The following is a 17,038-nucleotide window of genomic DNA, read 5'->3' on the forward strand; positions in this document are numbered from 1 at the left end:
TAAGCGGGGGAGATGCTGCCAGAAGACTGATGATGTTGACGCGCTGCTTTATCGTTGGGGCATAGCGATGAGCAGAGAGGGAGTGTGTTTTCTAGGCGTAGCCAAACGCTTGAGTCTGATGCAGTAGAGGATTATCAGGGGGCAGATTTGCCCCCTGATGCGGCCGGTTATCATCGTTTCATGATGTGACGCGATGATAGCGGCCGATGAAACTTAACGAACCAAATGCAGGAAGTGCAGGTGTTTTTCGTACTGATCGAGAATATCGTGGATGATCTGTTCTTGCGTCCAGCCCATCACATCGTAATCTTGACCCCCTTCCTTCAGGTGTACCTCGCCACGATAATACTTATGTTCCTCGTCACGCTCTTCATCTTGCAGGCCGGCTAAGGCGAAAGCGGGCTGGATATAAGCACGCAGACGGACTTCATAGACGAAGTTCAGGTCGTCGCCCAGATCCACTTCAAAGCGGATGCGATCGTCCTGCGACTCATCAATGGAAGACACGGTGCTTTGCTTGGCCAATTCTGCTTCTACTAGCGTCATGGCCGGTTGAACCACCTCACTGACGAAGCGTTTCACCTGAGAACGTTTCGGGAAGTAAGCGATATTGCGCAAACGCCGCTGCCAAGAGATTGGGTTCCGCGCAGCGGTAGGAGCAATGGTAGTCATCATCTGGCTGTCGCGCTTATAAGCGTCGACGCGTAATGCCTTCAATAGACCATAAATGGATACCAGCAAAATGATCGAGAACGGTAGAGCACTGGCAATCGTCACCGTTTGCAGTGCACTTAAGCCACCCGCAATTAACAGCGCAATCGCGACCGCCCCCATCATGCCTGCCCAGAAAATTCGCTGCCATACTGGGGTTTGGTCTGAACCGCCAGAAGCGAGGGTATCTACCACCATCGCGCCTGAGTCAGCTGAAGTCACAAAGAACACCACAACCATTGCCATCGCGATAAACGACAGAATGTTGGAGAACGGGAAGTGCTCCAGGAAGTTGAACAGAGCCAGAGCGACATCGTTTTGTACGGTGTTGGCTAAGTCACGCGCGCCTTCTGCCATGATCAGATGAATAGCACTGTTACCGAAGAAGGTCATCCACAGCAGCGTAAAGCCTGCGGGAACGAACAGCACGCCGGTGACAAATTCCCGGATTGTACGGCCGCGTGAAACGCGCGCGATAAACATGCCAACGAACGGGGACCATGACAGCCACCAGCCCCAATACAACAGTGTCCAGCCACCTAACCAATTGCTGGATTTCGGTTCGTAGGCGTACAAGTTAAAGGTTTTACTGACGATTTCAGACAAATAACCGCCGGTATTCTCTACAAATGATTTCAGCAACAGAACGGTTGGGCCGAGTGCACCGACCAACACCAATAACAGCACGGCTAAACCGAGGTTTAGTTCAGACAGAATACGAATGCCTTTGTCCAACCCGGAAACTACCGAAATGGTTGCCAGACCGGTGATCACCACGATCAAGGTAACCTGTACCGTTTCGTTGACGGGCAAGCCGAACAGGTGATTAAGCCCGGCGTTAACCTGCAATACGCCATAGCCCAGAGACGTCGCGACGCCGAATACCGTACCGATAACGGCAAAAATGTCTACCGCGTGACCAATCGGCCCGTAGATACGATCGCCAATAATCGGGTAGAGCGCCGAGCGTAGCGTCAGCGGGAGGCCGTGACGATAGCTAAAGAATGCCAAGATCAGCGCCACGATGGCGTAAATAGCCCAAGCGTGCAGACCCCAGTGGAAGAAGGTCAGGCGCATAGCCTGTTTGGCGGCTTCCACCGTTTCCGGCGTACCGACCGGCGGTGAAAGATAGTGCATCACCGGCTCGGCGACGCCGAAGAACATCAGACCAATACCCATCCCGGCGGAAAACAGCATGGCGAACCATGAAACATAGCTGAAATCCGGCTGGGCGTGATCCGGCCCAAGCTTGATATTACCGTAACGTGACAGCCCTAAAAAGGTGACGCTCAACAAAATCAGGGCAACGGCAAGAATGTAAAACCAACTGGCGTTAGTGAAAATACCCTGTTGCAACGCTTTGAATTTACGGTCTGCTAACTCTGGGTACATGGCGGCAAACGCCACCAGAATAATGATTAATGCGGCAGAAATAAAAAATACCGGAGGATTGATATGGCTACGACGTGCCACGTTTTCAGTGTCGTTTTGGCTCATAGATACCTTCTAGCTAGTCCGTTAGGGAGTTAAGCTATTCGTTAAAAAACAACTCCATAAAAAACGGGCGAACAGACGCCCGGAAAATTGTGCCGGGGGAGTATACACTAAAATAGCATCGATTTTTAGTTTGCCACGTTAAGTAACTGCTGTTGAGCGGTTTTGCAGAGGTTTTAACCATAAAGACGCTGTACCTTATTGAAAGCGAGATACAGCGTCTAAAAGATAAAGCTTCGCTAAGAGCACGCCATCTAAGCGTAGCAGGAAAGTGGCGTTAGAAACGCCAAAATGCGCGGGAACAGAGAATAAGCAGCGGATAAATCTCCAGGCGGCCAAAGAGCATTGCCGCGCACATCATCCATTTGGCGGGATCGCTCAGTGTGCCAAAGCCCGCGGCGGTTTCGCCAAACCCCAGCCCCATGTTGTTAATACAGGCGGCAACGGTTGCAAAAGATGTCATCATGTCGTAACCCATCAGGTTAAGTGCCCAGATAAAGAAACAACTGAAGAAAACGTACAGGAAAAAGAAGCTCCACACCGAGCGCAGCACGCGATCGTGAATCGGTGCATCGCCCACCTTGATAGTGAAAATGGCATTGGGGTGTACCAACTGATTAACTTCGTGGCGGCTCTGTCTGTACATGATCAAAAAACGCAATGCTTTGATTCCGCCGCAGGTGGAGCCGACGCAACCGCCGAAGAAACTGGCGCCGAGTAGCAACATGATCGTGTGTGATGGCATGTTGGCATAATCAGCGGTGGCCAGGCCATTATCGGTCATCATAGAGCTGGTAAGAAAGAAGCCGTGGACGAAGGCGTCTTTGGCACCGTACATGCCGGAGCGGTACAGTTCTGCGACCACGATCGCGACCACGATGGACAAAATGAGCAGAAAGAAACGTAGCTCAGAGTTGCGGTAGAGCGGTTTCAGGCTGCGACGGCCCACCATCACGAAATACAGCGTAAAGTTAACGGCAGCCAGTACGGAGAAGATGCCGCCGACCATTTCAACGGCTGAACTGTCGAAATAGCCTAGGCTCTCGTTGCGGGTCGAAAAACCGCCGAGCGAAACGGTAGACAGGGCGTGGCATAGGGCGTCAAACCATGGCATACCTGCGAAGCGAAACGCGAGGGCGCACAACATGCCCAGCGACATATAGATCAGCCACAGGTTTTTTGCGGTATCAGCCAGACGTGGCGTCAGGCGCTCTTCTTTAAACGGCCCGGGCATTTCTGATTGGTATAACTTGGCTCCCCCGATGCCTAGCAAGGGAAGCAGCGCAACCGCCAGAACAATAACGCCTAAACCGCCAATAAAGTTCAGCTGGGCACGATAATAGAGGAATGACTTCGGTACGGCAGAAACATCATTTAATACTGACGCGCCTGTGGTAGTTATGCCGGACACGCCTTCAAACACAGCATCTACCAGGCTAATGTTAAGCGTATTATCCATCCACAGCGGTAGGGCGCTGATCAACGAGAAAAGTAGCCAAAACAAAACGATAATCAAAAAGCCGTCTTGGGTACGCAATTGAACTTTGGATTGCTTACTACTGAACCACCCTAATCCGCCGATCGAACCTGCGATGACTAATGTATAGAAAAAGGAAAAAACACTTTTTTCTTTGTACAACAGTGCCATCAAGAGAGGTGGAATCATTGAAAGGCTGTAAAGAACAACCAGAAAACTACAAAGATGAACCACAATGAGAATTTGTTTTGTTTTAACCATGCTTGCGCCCAAACTGCCAGTGGCAATACATCCAACTATTCAAGTGTTTATTCATTCTATTTCGCATTGCATTATGCTGATGCTGACCGTTTTCTTCGTCTAACGGGTGCGGGCAAAGACCTGGAGCCGTTCTCGCACCGACTGCGCGCGTAACGAGCACCACAATGCAACCTGAGTTCTCTAGGGTATAGAGAGAATAAAGCGGGCGATATAAAAATTTCATAAAAATTAACTGTAACTCAGTGACTGCGGCTCCTTTTTAACTTAATGAAGGGGGGCGTTATTAGGGATTGTAGCGAAGCGGTCAGATTGCGCTCGTAAGGTGTCTGATAATTGAACAAACCCTCATCCATATTTTGACATTCTTGGTTGCTTGCCGGCGCGAGCAAGCAACCAAAGGCAATCAATCAACAGCCAAATGCACGATCAATGCTTTGATGAAAAGGTAAAAATGGTGTGTTGAGGCTGGATGAAGAGAAGAATAGGGCGACTAAACTGAGCCATACGTTATAAGCGAAGTAAATCAATACCCCATAAAAATTAGCACGCTTGAGTGGCACACTACCCGCATCAACAAACTGACGATAAAAACCGTGGTTTTCGGATTTAATAGGTTGGTATGAAAGTCGGTTCTGAGTGCATACCAATCACTGATGAGACGCTGGGGCTTTGCGTTGGTTATTGGAATGTTATGAATATGGTTCAAAATGGTAACATCTAACGCCATCAGAGCAGCAGCCATAAAATTTTCAGCATAGTAAACAATTAGTATGATTGTTGTATTGGTGCCCCTATGTCCGCTAGCGCATAAGCCATGTGAATTAATGCGTCACGTTAGCGATAATGCCAAAGGTGTTGCAGACCCCGCTACAACCTGAAATGAGCAATCTGCTCCGTGGTGCAATCGCGAAATCTGTGTCAGGACTGATTACTGAGGATAAAGTAATAATGATGACGGCGATAAGCTTAATCATAGTTACCGCGAATAATAAAATGTAAGATAATTCGCACAATTTATGTAAGGGTAACGAGAAGCAATCGATGAAAACTAGCGATATCGGTGAGAAAATATCACGCAAGATTGGCCGGCAGATTTCGTTAGGTGGGCTACGATGTTTCGAAGCGGCCGCGCAATTGGAAAGTTTTACTCAAGCTGCGCAGAGTCTCAGTTTGACTCACGGCGCGATCAGCCGCGCGGTGCGGGCGATAGAGGATGAACTGGGATTGGCGTTATTTGAACGCCAGCATCGGCGAGTCTATCTCACTAATGCGGGGCGTAAACTGTTTCGAGCGACTCAACAGGCGTTCAACAGCCTGGAGCAAACAGTGCAAGAACTGTACCGTCAGGCTCGAGATGCGCCGCTCGTGCTTTCTTGCGAGCCGACATTATTGATGCGCTGGCTGATCCCTCGTATTTCGCAGTTCCAACAGGCGTACTCAGAAATTAATTTGCAACTGGTCGCTGGGGATGGACCGGTGGCATTGAACGAAAACATTACGCTGGCTATTAGGCGTAATGATGTCGAATGGGCCCATAATTGGCATTGCGTTACCTTGTTCACTGAGAAAGTCGGGCCGGTATGTAAACCCGAAGTGCTTGCAAGCTTTGTTGAAGGTGGTGGAAGCGAAAGGCGTTTGCGCCGTGGGGTGACATTATTAAATACAGCGACGCGTCCTGATGCTTGGCATCATTGGGCACAGGCACAAGGTGTTTCACTGGAAGGGTTACCGCAGCAAAATTTTGATCACTTTTACTTTAGTCTACAGGCAGCGGTGGCCGGCTTAGGCGTAGCCATCGGGCCGTGGCAGTTAGTCCGTGATGATATTGATGCCGGTTTACTGGTGGCACCGTTTGGTTTTCAGCAGGATGGCAGCGGATATTGTCTGTTGACGCAACAACCGATTGTGCCAGACAGTGCTATCGAGAAACTGGCGATTTGGTTACAAAATCAATAACTGCGGGGGCGTGGGGGGATTTAGGAATGGCTCCTCGTCCTGCTTGAAGCAGTCTTTGTGTTGGCCGCCTTCATTTACTGATATCACTGATGGATGCCCGATCATCGGGATGTACACGCTTGCTGCTCTGCCGATTCTTTAGCCCAGCACAAGGGATTAGAACGTAACATTACGGATAAAATGCAGTGGTTCATTACCATAGTTGGCGTAGGCATAGTGTTGATCGCTGTTGAAGACGTGGGTTTCACCTGCTGGCAACGTCAGTATGCCGTTTTCCAACTCCAGCGTCATGCAACCACTGATGACGTAGATAATTTCATGCCAGCCTTTTGCATCCGGCACGGAGTGATAGCATTCGCCTGGCATTAGCGCCCATTGCCACAGTTCTACCCGCTGTCTGGCAGGGACGCTGGCTGTAAATATCGCCTGACTCTGCGCTTGCTTTCCCTGCCAGGCCAGTTCACCAATTAGGTGGCTGCCGCGCGTTTCCGGTGCCTGGATCAAATCGGTAAACGATATGCTTAGTGCTGCCGCCAGTTTGTCCAACACGGCGAGGCTCACATTGCGCTCGCCGCCTTCGATACCGGCCAACATGCGTCGACTAACGCCGGAAAGCTCGGCCAGAGCCATTTGACTTAATCCTGCCAGTTGGCGATAACACCGCAAATTGGTGCTGAGATATTGCAAAACTTTCGGTGCGTCGGTTTTTGCTTTGTGCACTATATTGCTCATTGTCTGATGATGCCTCATACTGGCGGGATCTGTGCATTATATTGCACTTAGCATGAAGGGCAAGTCGGTGTCAGCGTTAAAAAAAACCTTTACTCCCAACGTTTTTCTGAAAATAAAACCTCAGGAAGCGATACTTATTTTCATCACCATGATCTGGGGCGGAACCTTCTTGGCTGTACATCATGCCATGATGGTAAGCGGCCCGTTTTTCTTTGTCGGTTTGCGATTCGGCACGGCCACCTTGGCCTTGACGTTATTTTCATTGAAAGTTTTGCGTGGTTTGACGTGGTATGAGTTGAAAGCGGGCGTATTCATCGGCGCTGCGATTATGTTTGGTTATGGCTTGCAAACCGTGGGGTTGCAAACCATCAGCAGTAGTCAGTCAGCGTTCATTACGGCGATGTATGTGCCTATCGTACCGTTATTGCAGTGGTTGGTACTTGGGCGTTTCCCAGGAGTGATGTCATGGATTGGTGTATTGCTGGCTTTCACAGGACTGATGCTGTTGGCGGGGCCAAGCAGCAGTGATACGGCGTTCAGTATCGGTGAGGTATTAACGTTGGTCAGTACGCTGGCCATCGCGGCTGAAATTATCCTTATTAGCGCTTATGCCGGCAAAGTTAATGTTAAACGCGTTACCATTGTTCAATTAGCAACTGCATCGCTGCTTTCTTTCTTAATGATGGTGCCGACAGGTGAGTCTATTCCGGCGTATTCTGACTATTTACTCTACAGTGCAGTGGGCTTAGGGATGGCCAGCGCACTGATACAGGTGACAATGAATTGGGCGCAGCGTAGCGTTTCACCGACCCGAGCCACGGTGATCTATGCCGGTGAGCCGGTATGGGCTGGCGTCGTCGGGCGTATCGCGGGAGAGCGCTTACCGGGCGTAGCATTGCTCGGTGGCGCATTGATCGTCGTTGGCGTGATCGTCAGCGAGTTGCGTATCCGTCGTAAAGCGAAGCCGGATATTGTGGCTGAAAGTTAATCGTGATGCTTGGTGTTGGCATCATGTAGCACTCTGTTGCAGATATGGCGTGGTCGGCCAGTGCGGGGAAGACACATCCTTCCCCACAATCCATTATGCGTGTTGTCTTTTCCGCACCAGCATATAGCCAATACCCAAAGTGATGAACCACAGTGGTGTGACCATCAGTGCCTGGCGTGTATCATTTTGTAGCGTTAGCAAAACCAGCACAAAGGCGAAAAATGCCAAGCAAATCCAACACATTAACTTGCCAGCAGGCATTTTGTAGGCGGATTTTTGGTGCAGCTGCGGGCGACGCTTACGATAAACAAGGTACGAGCACAGGATGATGCTCCAAACGAACATGAACAAAATGGCTGAGACGGTGGTGACCAACGTAAATACGGTGACGACATTGGGAATCATATAGATCAGTACAACGCCACCTAACAGACAGAGACATGAAAACGTCAAACCGTTGGCCGGTACGGCGCGCTTAGACAAGCGGGCAAACGATGTTGGCGCATTACCTTCTTGAGCCAAGCCATACAGCATACGGCTGGTGGAGAAAACCCCGCTATTGGCAGAAGAGGCGGCAGAGGTTAGCACCACAAAATTAATCACGCTGGCGGCAGCCGGTAGACCGACCATCACGAACAATTCAACAAACGGGCTTTTATCCGCCACCACCGAACGCCATGGCGTGACTGACATGATGATAATCAGTGAGCAAACGTAGAACATGATAATGCGCAGCGGGATGGCGTTGATAGCGCGCGGCAGCGATTTCTCGGGATCTTTGGTTTCGGCAGCGGTCGTGCCCACCAGTTCGATACCGACAAAGGCGAAGATGGCAATTTGAAAGCCAGCGAAGAAACCGCTGATGCCAGTAGGGAACATACCGCCGTCATCCCACAAATGTGAGAATGAAGCCGTTGTGCCGGTAGGTGATTGGAAATGCGTGGCAATCATCACTAAACCTGCAATGATCAACGCGATGATTGCCACGATCTTGATCATCGCAAACCAGAACTCCATTTCCCCGAACATTTTTACCGTCGCGAGATTCAGGCTGAGCAGCAGCAGTACGCACAGCAGTGAGGCGACCCATTGTGAAAGCTCAGGGAACCAGAATTGTGCGTAGGCGGTTATTGCAACGACGTCCGCAATGCCTGTCACCACCCAACAGAACCAATAGGTCCAACCGGTGAAAAAACCTGCCCATGGCCCCAGCAGATCGGCTGCGAAATCACTGAAAGATTTGTAGTGTAAGTTGGAAAGTAGTAACTCACCCATGGCGCGCATCACGAAGAACAGCATAAAACCGATAATCATGTACACGAAGATGATCGAAGGCCCAGCCAAACTGATGGTTTTCCCTGATCCCATAAATAACCCAGTACCGATGGCGCCCCCGATGGCGATCAGTTGTATATGTCGGTTGGTCAGGTTTCTGCGTAGATGCTCTTCAGACGCAGTGTGGGTATCGGTTGTAATTTTTGCATGATCTACCATCTGATGATGTCCTGTATTGCCTGTCTTAAATCGTCTTCGGCGCTCTGAGCTGGCTCAGTCGGCCTCTATTGCTGACGGCGCGTGGTATGACAGTAAGAAAGTTCGCCTTACTCGCCTGTTAGCAGCCTATCTATTGCGATATGAGAGCGCGTAGGAGGCATCGTTAAAATTGTGCACAACCATGGCGAGCCATGATGTTTAAGGGGCGCAAGATTACTCCTTGGCCTGGCAAATTAACAGACTTTATGGTGGCTATCTTGTTGATAAAAAAAGAAGTTAAAATTTCGCATGAAAAAAACTAATGTTAAAAAAGGCGGGCTAAAACGTAATGGACTTCACATTATTAAAGCAGCAGATGTGTTGTTAAACATGTGCGACAGTATACGCAACCATGCGCTTTATTGACCGATCGTTACCTTCTATTTCATAACAATCATACCGTTATCGCCGTATTATCCGGTTAATGAATATCCCGTACGGCAAATTTTTTGCCGTAAGAAAGCGCATTTTCCTCTTTGCATCTGATCTCGCAAGGTGGTGTGGTGTATTCAGAGTAGGGAGACAGCGAGATTTTTTATGCTGGAAGGCGTGCGTTTACCCGCAAAACAGATCATGAAAAATGGGTAGCGGAGATTTGTTCTTGTCAGTGTTCTGGGAAGGTTTTTTGGCGTGGTAAATTGAGGCAATCGGGCGGATAGAACGCTTTGCCGATCACAAATTACGGATAAATTAATACCCGCTCTCCATGGGCAGAAGTAAGCTTGTTATTAATGGAACTACCAAAGAAGGGGCTGAATATGTACAAGACCATTTTAGTGCCGGTAGATATTGCAGAAGAGCAACTGACTGAAAATGCGATAAAACACGTTGAGTACCTGGCTAAATTGTCAGGTGCAAAAGTACATTTATTCCACGCGTTGCCGGATGCTTCGGCATTTGTTACGGCGTATTCGTTTGGTATAAAAGAGTTTGAAAATCAAGCGGAGGTCATTGCACTCGATAAACTGAAGAAAATTATTTCAGAAATGGATATTCCGTTAGAACGACTGGCGTATACCATCAGTTTTGGTTCGCCGCGTGACGAGGTATTACAACTTGCCGCGGAGATTGACGCGGATCTGATCGTCGTTGGTTCACGTCGGCCAAGCGTAAAAACGTATCTGCTCGGCTCCAATGCTGCCGCGATTGTTCGGCATGCCAAAACCTCCGTCATGGTAGTCCGTTAGTGGTGAGTTAAGGCCTGTGAAACAGGCCTATTACTGACTGCGTCCGCGTCATGCCCATATCGTAGCTGCTACAATAAGGCATCAATATCTATTAAACAGGCGAATAAAGGATGACTGACGCACTGATTACCTTGGGATTATGCCTTTTGCTACTACCGTTGTTGCTATGGTTGATTGCAAAAGCGCTGTCGTCAGCGAAACCTAAGCCTGATGAAAATCGCAAAGCTAAACCAAAAACAGGTATGCCAAATGGTGAAGATGAGTAACCGCTTCGCAATATTACCATTGTGGCCAATAGTAGGTTTTTTCATGCCAACCCTTGCCGTACATACAAGACTCGATGGTCGCTGAACGGGCGCTTGCATTACGATCGTTTTGTACTGTACGGAATGAAGGGCGTGGCTCAAAGCGATAGCCATTTGGGCACGTTTTTTTATTTTTTTCGCAGGTCACGTATTTATCGCTGTAATCAAATTCGAAATCCCTGACCACGTCGGGAGGAAAGCGATCGAAGCCGCGAGCTTCGCATTCGGCATAATCCGCTTGGCGGTCTATCTCACCGCCACCGGGGCGTTCCCACTGAGTACAACTGACCAGCGTCACTATCGGTAATATCACTAAAAAACGACAATTCTTCATCGTATCCTTACTCACTTACGCTCTCTTAGTTGCTAGGATTATTCCTAGCTGCAATGCTGCGAATTCTAATCAATTGTTAGTAAAATTAAAAAAGAGAATGATTATCGTTTATAAATGATTGAGGTTAGTGCTGAAGAGCTATCGTCTATACTTGGTGCTGACTTTCCTTGGAGGCGACCATGCTGCGTATGCTCATTATTATCTTGATTTTGCTGGCAGTCGTAGGAGGAGTCTTATGGTTAGGACGGTTATTACCGCTGGGATATAATCCGTTCACACCGCTTTCAATACACGATCCGCCGACTTTTATTACGCGGATGAAAATAAACTGGGTAACTGGCGATCGGCAACGTTGTCTTACTCTCTTGGCGCAGGCGCGTGCTGATGGACGGATAGATTATCAACAGGAACAGGATGTTCGCGGTGATTGTCCTTTATTGTCGCCGATTCGCGTAAAAAGCTTTGGGCAGGTAAAATTGAGCGCTAGTTTTTTGGCCAGTTGCCGACTGGCATTACGCAGTACGATGTTTGTTTCGCAAGTTGCTGCACCGCTCGCGCAGCAGCAACTGGGATCTCATTTAACGCGAATTGATCATTTGGGGAGTTATGCTTGCCGTAATATCTATCATCGCCCAGAGGGACGATTGAGTGAACATGCGACGGCAAATGCGTGGGATATTTCTGGTTTTCGCTTGGCAAATGGCCAGCGTTTACGGATAGAAAAAGATTGGCCGAAAGAGACAAGCAATGGCCTATTTTTACGCCGTGTGTTTCACGACGGATGCGGTTTTTTCGGTAATTCCCTCGGGCCTGAGTATAACTCGGCACATGCTAATCATTTTCATTTTTCCGTGCGGGGATATGGCTTGTGTCATTGAATATGGTGTATCGATCGGGTAATGAGAATAATCTCAATTAATGGGATGTCTATGAATAAATTTTATTATTTTTATTGAGTCTACTTATTTAAATATGCGGTTGTCGGACGGTTTTAAGATATTTCTTGCGGATAATGTGATTTCGAACGCGCATTCCACGCCTAGGGGGTATGCTGATGGGAAGTTGTCTTAATTTGTAGCTCAACGCGTTTTCATCAACGGCAGGCGCTGTTTCTCTTGCTATTATTAAAGATGATTTTTTGAGGAGTGCAGGATGAAGCGTTACGCAGCGTTACTCATTACTACAGTGTTTTTATCGGGGTGTGCTACGCAGGCTGTTCCACTACAACAGGCTAAATCACCACCGCCAAGCCGCCTGATGCTTTATCAAAATATGCCAACAACGCCTTATGCGACGGTTATTGTGATACGTGACAGCGGGATGTTGGCAAGTACGTGCCGTACCGGTGTTTATGTTAACGGTGAGTTTGCGGCTTCGTTGGCGAGTGAGGAGAAAGCCGAGTTTCGGGTGCCGATAGGTAACAATACACTCACTATTGGTCAGGATATGATTGAAAGCCATCTGTGTATTTGGCGGAAAACGGCAGGACAGCAGCCGATGACCTTACGTGCTGGTGAAGTACGTTATTACCGTATTGGTGGTGATGTACAGCGCGGTTTTATTTTGCAGTCTGGGCGCGCATAACACTTTTGCTTGTCATCCAGAACACACTACAGCCCCGTAATGATATACGGGGCGTATTGACGCCATCGCTCGTTATTGACGATAAGCGTGTTTGATCTGAAGCAAGCTGTTCTTGAATACTTCAGCTTGGGTAGGGTCTTCAATTTGAGCGATGAAACGCTCCAGATTAATGATGACTTTTCCCGCATCAGCTTGGCCGATGGATTTCAAGATCAGCGTTAGCGTAGCTTTCAGGCAGGCGACTTCCGTAGCCAGTGTTTCTGGATCTGCAGACGTAGTGAAATCAACGTTGCTCATTTTATCTCCTGATTTTGAGGTCGTAGCCGTATAAATTGCAGTTATATGCAAATCAAAAGTGACTTAATTCACTTTAGCGTATGCCGGCACCGTTAAGTTGGCGGCGGAGTATAGCATAGCATTTTGTCCCAACCCGCACCGTTTGGATTGTTGTTTGGCTATTGGTTTAGTACATGGGTCCGTGCTTGACTATCAATGACGGAAATTATCTCGATTGGTCGATAGAGCCTAATGAATAGATATGTACCTACAGCGGAGGAATAATGTGCACGGATATTCCTAAATGGTTAATAAGTATTTAGAACCCACGTTATTGAGGTTGTTTTCAGCATATTTATCAATGAAAATGGCATCTTTTAGTGCGCTAGCGGTATGATTAGCGAATGCTTAGATGTTAGTGTAAATGAACGCAGTATTTCATCGCTAATGAGAAGGGGAAGTTGTGTTAGCGGTGATAAAAATATGAAAAAATAGGCCTATTTCGCAACGTTGATCGAAGGTACGTATTAATCTGTATTCATTATTTGATGAAAACCAAGTAATATCTATCTAGATAATAGAGGCTGGTTGCGTTACTCCCCCTTTTTTTGGAGATTTTTCCTTGATTAGCGTTCTTCTTGTTGATGACCACGAACTGGTGCGCGCAGGGATACGACGCATTCTTGAAGATATCAAAGGCATAAAAGTTGTCGGAGAGGCTCAGTGCGGTGAGGATGCCGTTAAATGGTGCCGTGGCAACTCGGTTGATATCGTACTGATGGACATGAATATGCCGGGTATTGGAGGGCTGGAAGCCACTCGTAAGATTGTGCGTTACGCGCCTGACATTAAGGTTATCATGTTGACCATTCATACTGAAAATCCATTGCCTGCGAAGGTGATGCAGGCTGGTGCGGCTGGCTACTTGAGTAAAGGGGCGGCACCGCAGGAAGTGGTGAACGCCATTCGTTCAGTACATTCTGGCCAGCGTTATATTGCTTCGGACATTGCTCAACAGATGGCGCTTAGCCAACTGGAACCACAGACAGAAACGCCGTTCAGTTGTCTTTCTGAACGTGAGTTGCAGATCATGTTGATGATTACCACAGGGAAAAAGGTCAATGAGATATCCGAACAATTAAATCTTAGTCCTAAAACGGTGAACAGCTACCGCTACCGGATGTTCAGCAAATTGAACATCAGCGGCGATGTGGAGTTGACTCACTTAGCGATCCGACACGGTTTGTTTAATGCGGAGACCTTGTTAAGCGGTGAGTAAGCGTTTTGATGACAAAGCATTCCTTAAAACCGTAACCAGCCAGCCTGGCGTTTATCGTATGTATGACGCCACTGGCACGGTTATCTATGTTGGAAAAGCTAAGGATCTGAAAAAACGTCTTGCCAGTTATTTTCGTGCGCAGGTTGGCAGCCGTAAAACCGAAACGCTGGTAAAGAATATTGAACAAATAGACGTAACTGTTACACATACCGAAACAGAAGCGCTCTTATTAGAACATAATTACATAAAATTATATCAACCACGATATAATGTTCTGTTACGTGATGATAAATCTTACCCTCTGATTTTCCTCAGTGCTGATACGCATCCGCGATTGACAATCCATCGTGGCGCCAAGCACGCTAAAGGGGAATATTTTGGGCCATTCCCCAACTCTTATGCCGTGCGCGAGACGTTGGCGTTGTTACAAAAGCTGTTCCCAATTCGCCAATGTGAAAATAGCGTATACCGCAACCGTTCGCGGCCTTGCTTGCAATATCAAATAGGCCGATGCTTGGGCCCTTGTGTCGGTGGCTTGGTGAGCGAAGAGGAGTATCAACAACAGGTTAATTACGTTCGCCTGTTCCTTGCAGGTAAAGATCAGCAAGTGTTACACCAGTTAATCGAGCGTATGGAAAAGGCCAGCAAGGTGCTGAACTTTGAGGAAGCAGCGCGGGTGCGCGATCAAATTCAGGCGGTGCGTCGGGTAACTGAGCGCCAATTTGTTTCTGGTAATAGCGACGATCTCGATGTTATCGGTGTATCGTTCCAGTCTGGGTTGGCTTGTTTGCATGTCTTGTTCATCCGCCAGGGTAAGGTGTTGGGTAGCCGTAGTTATTTCCCTAAAATCCCAGGCGGTACCGAGATCGGTGAAGTGGTACAGACGTTTGTTGGCCAGTTCTATCTACAAGGCAGCCAAGCACGAACCTTGCCCGGAGAGATTTTGCTTGACTTCACCTTACCTGAAAAAGCGTTGCTGGCTGAGTCACTGTCGGAATTGGCAGGGCGTAAAATTTCTATTCAGAGCAAACCGCGCGGCGATAGAGCACGCTACCTCAAATTGGCGCGAACCAACGCGCATACTGCGCTCGTCACCAAGTTAGCACAACAATCAACCATTCATCAGCGGTTGGCTGAGTTGGCGAAGACGCTCAAGTTGGCTGAGATTAACCGTATGGAATGTTTCGATATCAGCCATACTATGGGTGAACAAACTATCGCTTCTTGTGTCGTGTTTGATGAAAATGGCCCGGTACGCGCAGAGTATCGCCGTTATAACATTACCGGCATTACGCCGGGTGATGACTATGCGGCAATGGCGCAAGTATTACGTCGCCGTTACGGCAAAGCGTTAGAGGAGAAAAAAATCCCAGACGTGATTTTTATTGATGGCGGTAAAGGGCAGTTGGGCATGGCCATTGATGTGTTTACTGAGTTAGATGTACCTTGGGATAAAAGCAAGCCGCTATTAATCGGTATTGCTAAAGGAAGTGACCGCAAGGCCGGGTTGGAAACGTTGTTTTTCGTGCCAGAAGGTGAGGGCATTTCCCTCCCGCCAGATTCCCCGGCACTGCATGTTATTCAGCACATCCGTGATGATTCCCATAATCATGCGATTACCGGCCATCGTCAAAAACGTGCGAAAGTCAAGAATACCAGTGCATTAGAGTCTATTGACGGTGTTGGACCTAAACGGCGTCAGATGTTGTTGAAGTATATGGGGGGACTTCAACCATTATTGAATGCCAGCGTTGAGGAAATTGCAAAAGTGCCGGGTATTTCACAAGCATTGGCAGAAAAGATCCACAATGCATTGAAACACTGAGGGCAATGTAGCAACATACTCATTATTTCCACTCAAGCCAGATAGTTACCGTAGCATTATGCAATTGAATATACCGACGTGGATTACCCTGTTTCGTGTAGTTCTGATCCCATTCTTTGTTCTGGCGTTTTATTTGCCGTTCACTTGGGCCCCGATGGTTTGCGCCATAATATTTGTGTTTGCGGCAGCAACCGACTGGTTTGATGGATTTTTAGCCAGGCGCTTGAAGCAAACGACGCGTTTTGGCGCATTCCTCGATCCTGTTGCTGATAAAGTGATGGTTGCTATGGCGCTGGTGTTGGTCGCGGAACATTACCATTCATGGTGGATCACGCTACCTGCAGCGACGATGATTGCTCGCGAGATTATCATCTCTTCATTACGTGAATGGATGGCTGAGATTGGCAAGCGCAGCAGCGTGGCAGTTTCTTGGATCGGTAAGGTGAAAACCACGGCTCAGATGATGTCGCTCGTTGGTCTGTTATGGCGCCCCGATCATAATGTTGAGTATGCGGCGATAGGTTTGTTGTACATTGCTGCCGTGTTGACTTTTTGGTCAATGTTCCAATATTTAAACGCAGCGCGTGATGATTTGCTGGAACCGTGATCAATACGCTGCAAAAATCGTCAAACAAACGTGATGAGGCAACAATTTTATTGACTCATCACGTCAGGTAAGTAGAATGCATCGCATCGGAAGGCAGCGATGGTTTGCAGAAAGTTAGCAAAAAAATCAGCAAGTTCTGATGATGCGGGAATAGCTCAGTTGGTAGAGCGCAACCTTGCCAAGGTTGAGGTCGCGAGTTCGAGCCTCGTTTCCCGCTCCAAATTAAACAAGGTTGGTACTTTACGAACCTTGTAGCTTGAAAAAGTAAATAGTATTACGGCGCGTTAACAAAGCGGTTATGTAGCGGATTGCAAATCCGTCTAGTCCGGTTCGACTCCGGAACGCGCCTCCAAATTCCCGAGCCCGGGTGGTGAAATCGGTAGACACAAGGGATTTAAAATCCCTCGGCTTATGGCTGTGCGGGTTCAAGTCCCGCCCCGGGTACCAGGGAATAAATTTTAGAATAATCAAAGCAGTATGTAGTAACGT

At 48.1% G+C, this 17,038-nt stretch carries 15 protein-coding genes and 3 tRNA genes; 12 read left to right on the forward strand and 6 right to left on the reverse strand.

Annotated features, from left to right (window positions below; translation table 11 throughout):
• Positions 1 to 213 precede the first annotated feature (213 nt).
• Entirely contained in the window at positions 214 to 2,208 is a 1,995-nt protein-coding gene (locus ACQKDS_RS14155; protein WP_399672704.1) for a BCCT family transporter, read from the reverse strand.
• Positions 2,209 to 2,482: 274 nt separating this feature from the next.
• Entirely contained in the window at positions 2,483 to 3,943 is a 1,461-nt protein-coding gene (locus ACQKDS_RS14160; protein ID WP_399672706.1) for a TrkH family potassium uptake protein, read from the reverse strand.
• 1,041 nt (positions 3,944 to 4,984) lie between these two features.
• Between ACQKDS_RS14160 and ACQKDS_RS14165 the strand changes: the two genes are divergently transcribed.
• Positions 4,985 to 5,899, forward strand: a complete 915-nt coding sequence (locus ACQKDS_RS14165; protein ID WP_399672708.1) for a LysR family transcriptional regulator — start codon at positions 4,985 to 4,987, stop codon at positions 5,897 to 5,899.
• Between the two features lie 156 nt (positions 5,900 to 6,055).
• On the opposite strand, the gene ACQKDS_RS14170 is transcribed toward ACQKDS_RS14165, so the two are convergent.
• A complete protein-coding gene (locus ACQKDS_RS14170; protein WP_399672710.1) occupies positions 6,056 to 6,631 on the reverse strand; it encodes a helix-turn-helix domain-containing protein in 576 nt (191 codons plus the stop codon).
• 67 nt (positions 6,632 to 6,698) lie between these two features.
• On the opposite strand from ACQKDS_RS14170, the gene ACQKDS_RS14175 reads away from it, so the two are divergent.
• The gene (locus ACQKDS_RS14175; RefSeq protein WP_399672712.1) at positions 6,699 to 7,619 is read left to right on the forward strand and encodes a DMT family transporter; all 921 of its coding nucleotides are present in this window, start codon (positions 6,699 to 6,701) and stop codon (positions 7,617 to 7,619) included.
• 93 nt (positions 7,620 to 7,712) lie between these two features.
• Here the strand turns inward: ACQKDS_RS14175 and cycA are convergent, their stop codons facing one another.
• Entirely contained in the window at positions 7,713 to 9,113 is a 1,401-nt protein-coding gene (gene cycA, locus ACQKDS_RS14180; protein ID WP_399672714.1) for a D-serine/D-alanine/glycine transporter, read from the reverse strand.
• Between the two features lie 797 nt (positions 9,114 to 9,910).
• Between cycA and ACQKDS_RS14185 the strand changes: the two genes are divergently transcribed.
• Together ACQKDS_RS14185 and ACQKDS_RS14190 are read left to right on the forward strand one after the other, a co-directional pair.
• Complete coding sequence (locus ACQKDS_RS14185) at positions 9,911 to 10,339, forward strand: universal stress protein (RefSeq protein ID WP_399672716.1); 429 nt, start codon at positions 9,911 to 9,913, stop codon at positions 10,337 to 10,339.
• A gap of 110 nt (positions 10,340 to 10,449) precedes the next feature.
• Entirely contained in the window at positions 10,450 to 10,605 is a 156-nt protein-coding gene (locus tag ACQKDS_RS14190; RefSeq protein ID WP_399672717.1) for a hypothetical protein, read from the forward strand.
• Between the two features lie 13 nt (positions 10,606 to 10,618).
• On the opposite strand, the gene ACQKDS_RS14195 is transcribed toward ACQKDS_RS14190, so the two are convergent.
• Entirely contained in the window at positions 10,619 to 10,978 is a 360-nt protein-coding gene (locus ACQKDS_RS14195) for a hypothetical protein (protein WP_399672849.1), read from the reverse strand.
• A gap of 179 nt (positions 10,979 to 11,157) precedes the next feature.
• On the opposite strand from ACQKDS_RS14195, the gene ACQKDS_RS14200 reads away from it, so the two are divergent.
• Together ACQKDS_RS14200 and ACQKDS_RS14205 are read left to right on the forward strand one after the other, a co-directional pair.
• On the forward strand, positions 11,158 to 11,856 hold the full coding sequence (locus ACQKDS_RS14200; RefSeq protein WP_399672720.1) for an extensin family protein: 699 nt from the start codon (positions 11,158 to 11,160) through the stop codon (positions 11,854 to 11,856).
• A 274-nt stretch (positions 11,857 to 12,130) separates the two neighbouring features.
• Entirely contained in the window at positions 12,131 to 12,562 is a 432-nt protein-coding gene (locus ACQKDS_RS14205) for a hypothetical protein (protein WP_399672722.1), read from the forward strand.
• 72 nt (positions 12,563 to 12,634) lie between these two features.
• Here ACQKDS_RS14205 and ACQKDS_RS14210 read toward each other — a convergent pair whose 3' ends face one another.
• Positions 12,635 to 12,859 carry a DUF2594 family protein gene (locus ACQKDS_RS14210; RefSeq protein ID WP_399672724.1) on the reverse strand — a complete coding sequence of 75 codons (225 nt, stop codon included), beginning with the start codon at positions 12,857 to 12,859 and terminating at the stop codon, positions 12,635 to 12,637.
• 601 nt (positions 12,860 to 13,460) lie between these two features.
• Between ACQKDS_RS14210 and uvrY the strand changes: the two genes are divergently transcribed.
• The 6 genes from uvrY (at position 13,461) to ACQKDS_RS14240 (ending at position 16,996) form a co-directional block, all read left to right on the forward strand.
• Complete coding sequence (gene uvrY / locus ACQKDS_RS14215) at positions 13,461 to 14,117, forward strand: UvrY/SirA/GacA family response regulator transcription factor (protein WP_399672726.1); 657 nt, start codon at positions 13,461 to 13,463, stop codon at positions 14,115 to 14,117.
• Positions 14,110 to 15,942: an excinuclease ABC subunit UvrC gene (gene uvrC / locus ACQKDS_RS14220; RefSeq protein WP_399672728.1), complete on the forward strand. Its 1,833-nt coding sequence runs from the start codon at positions 14,110 to 14,112 to the stop codon at positions 15,940 to 15,942. Before uvrY ends, uvrC begins: the two co-directional genes overlap by 8 nt.
• A 58-nt stretch (positions 15,943 to 16,000) precedes the next feature.
• Entirely contained in the window at positions 16,001 to 16,549 is a 549-nt protein-coding gene (gene pgsA, locus ACQKDS_RS14225; RefSeq protein WP_399672730.1) for a CDP-diacylglycerol--glycerol-3-phosphate 3-phosphatidyltransferase, read from the forward strand.
• A 144-nt stretch (positions 16,550 to 16,693) separates the two neighbouring features.
• A tRNA-Gly gene (locus ACQKDS_RS14230) sits at positions 16,694 to 16,769 on the forward strand.
• A gap of 58 nt (positions 16,770 to 16,827) precedes the next feature.
• Positions 16,828 to 16,901, forward strand: a tRNA-Cys gene (locus tag ACQKDS_RS14235).
• A 9-nt stretch (positions 16,902 to 16,910) separates the two neighbouring features.
• Positions 16,911 to 16,996: transfer RNA gene (locus ACQKDS_RS14240), tRNA-Leu, on the forward strand.
• The last annotated feature ends 42 nt before the right edge of the window (positions 16,997 to 17,038 follow it).

Source organism: Serratia sp. NPDC078593 (genome assembly GCF_050268245.1).
Lineage (GTDB): Bacteria > Pseudomonadota > Gammaproteobacteria > Enterobacterales > Enterobacteriaceae > JBNNGK01.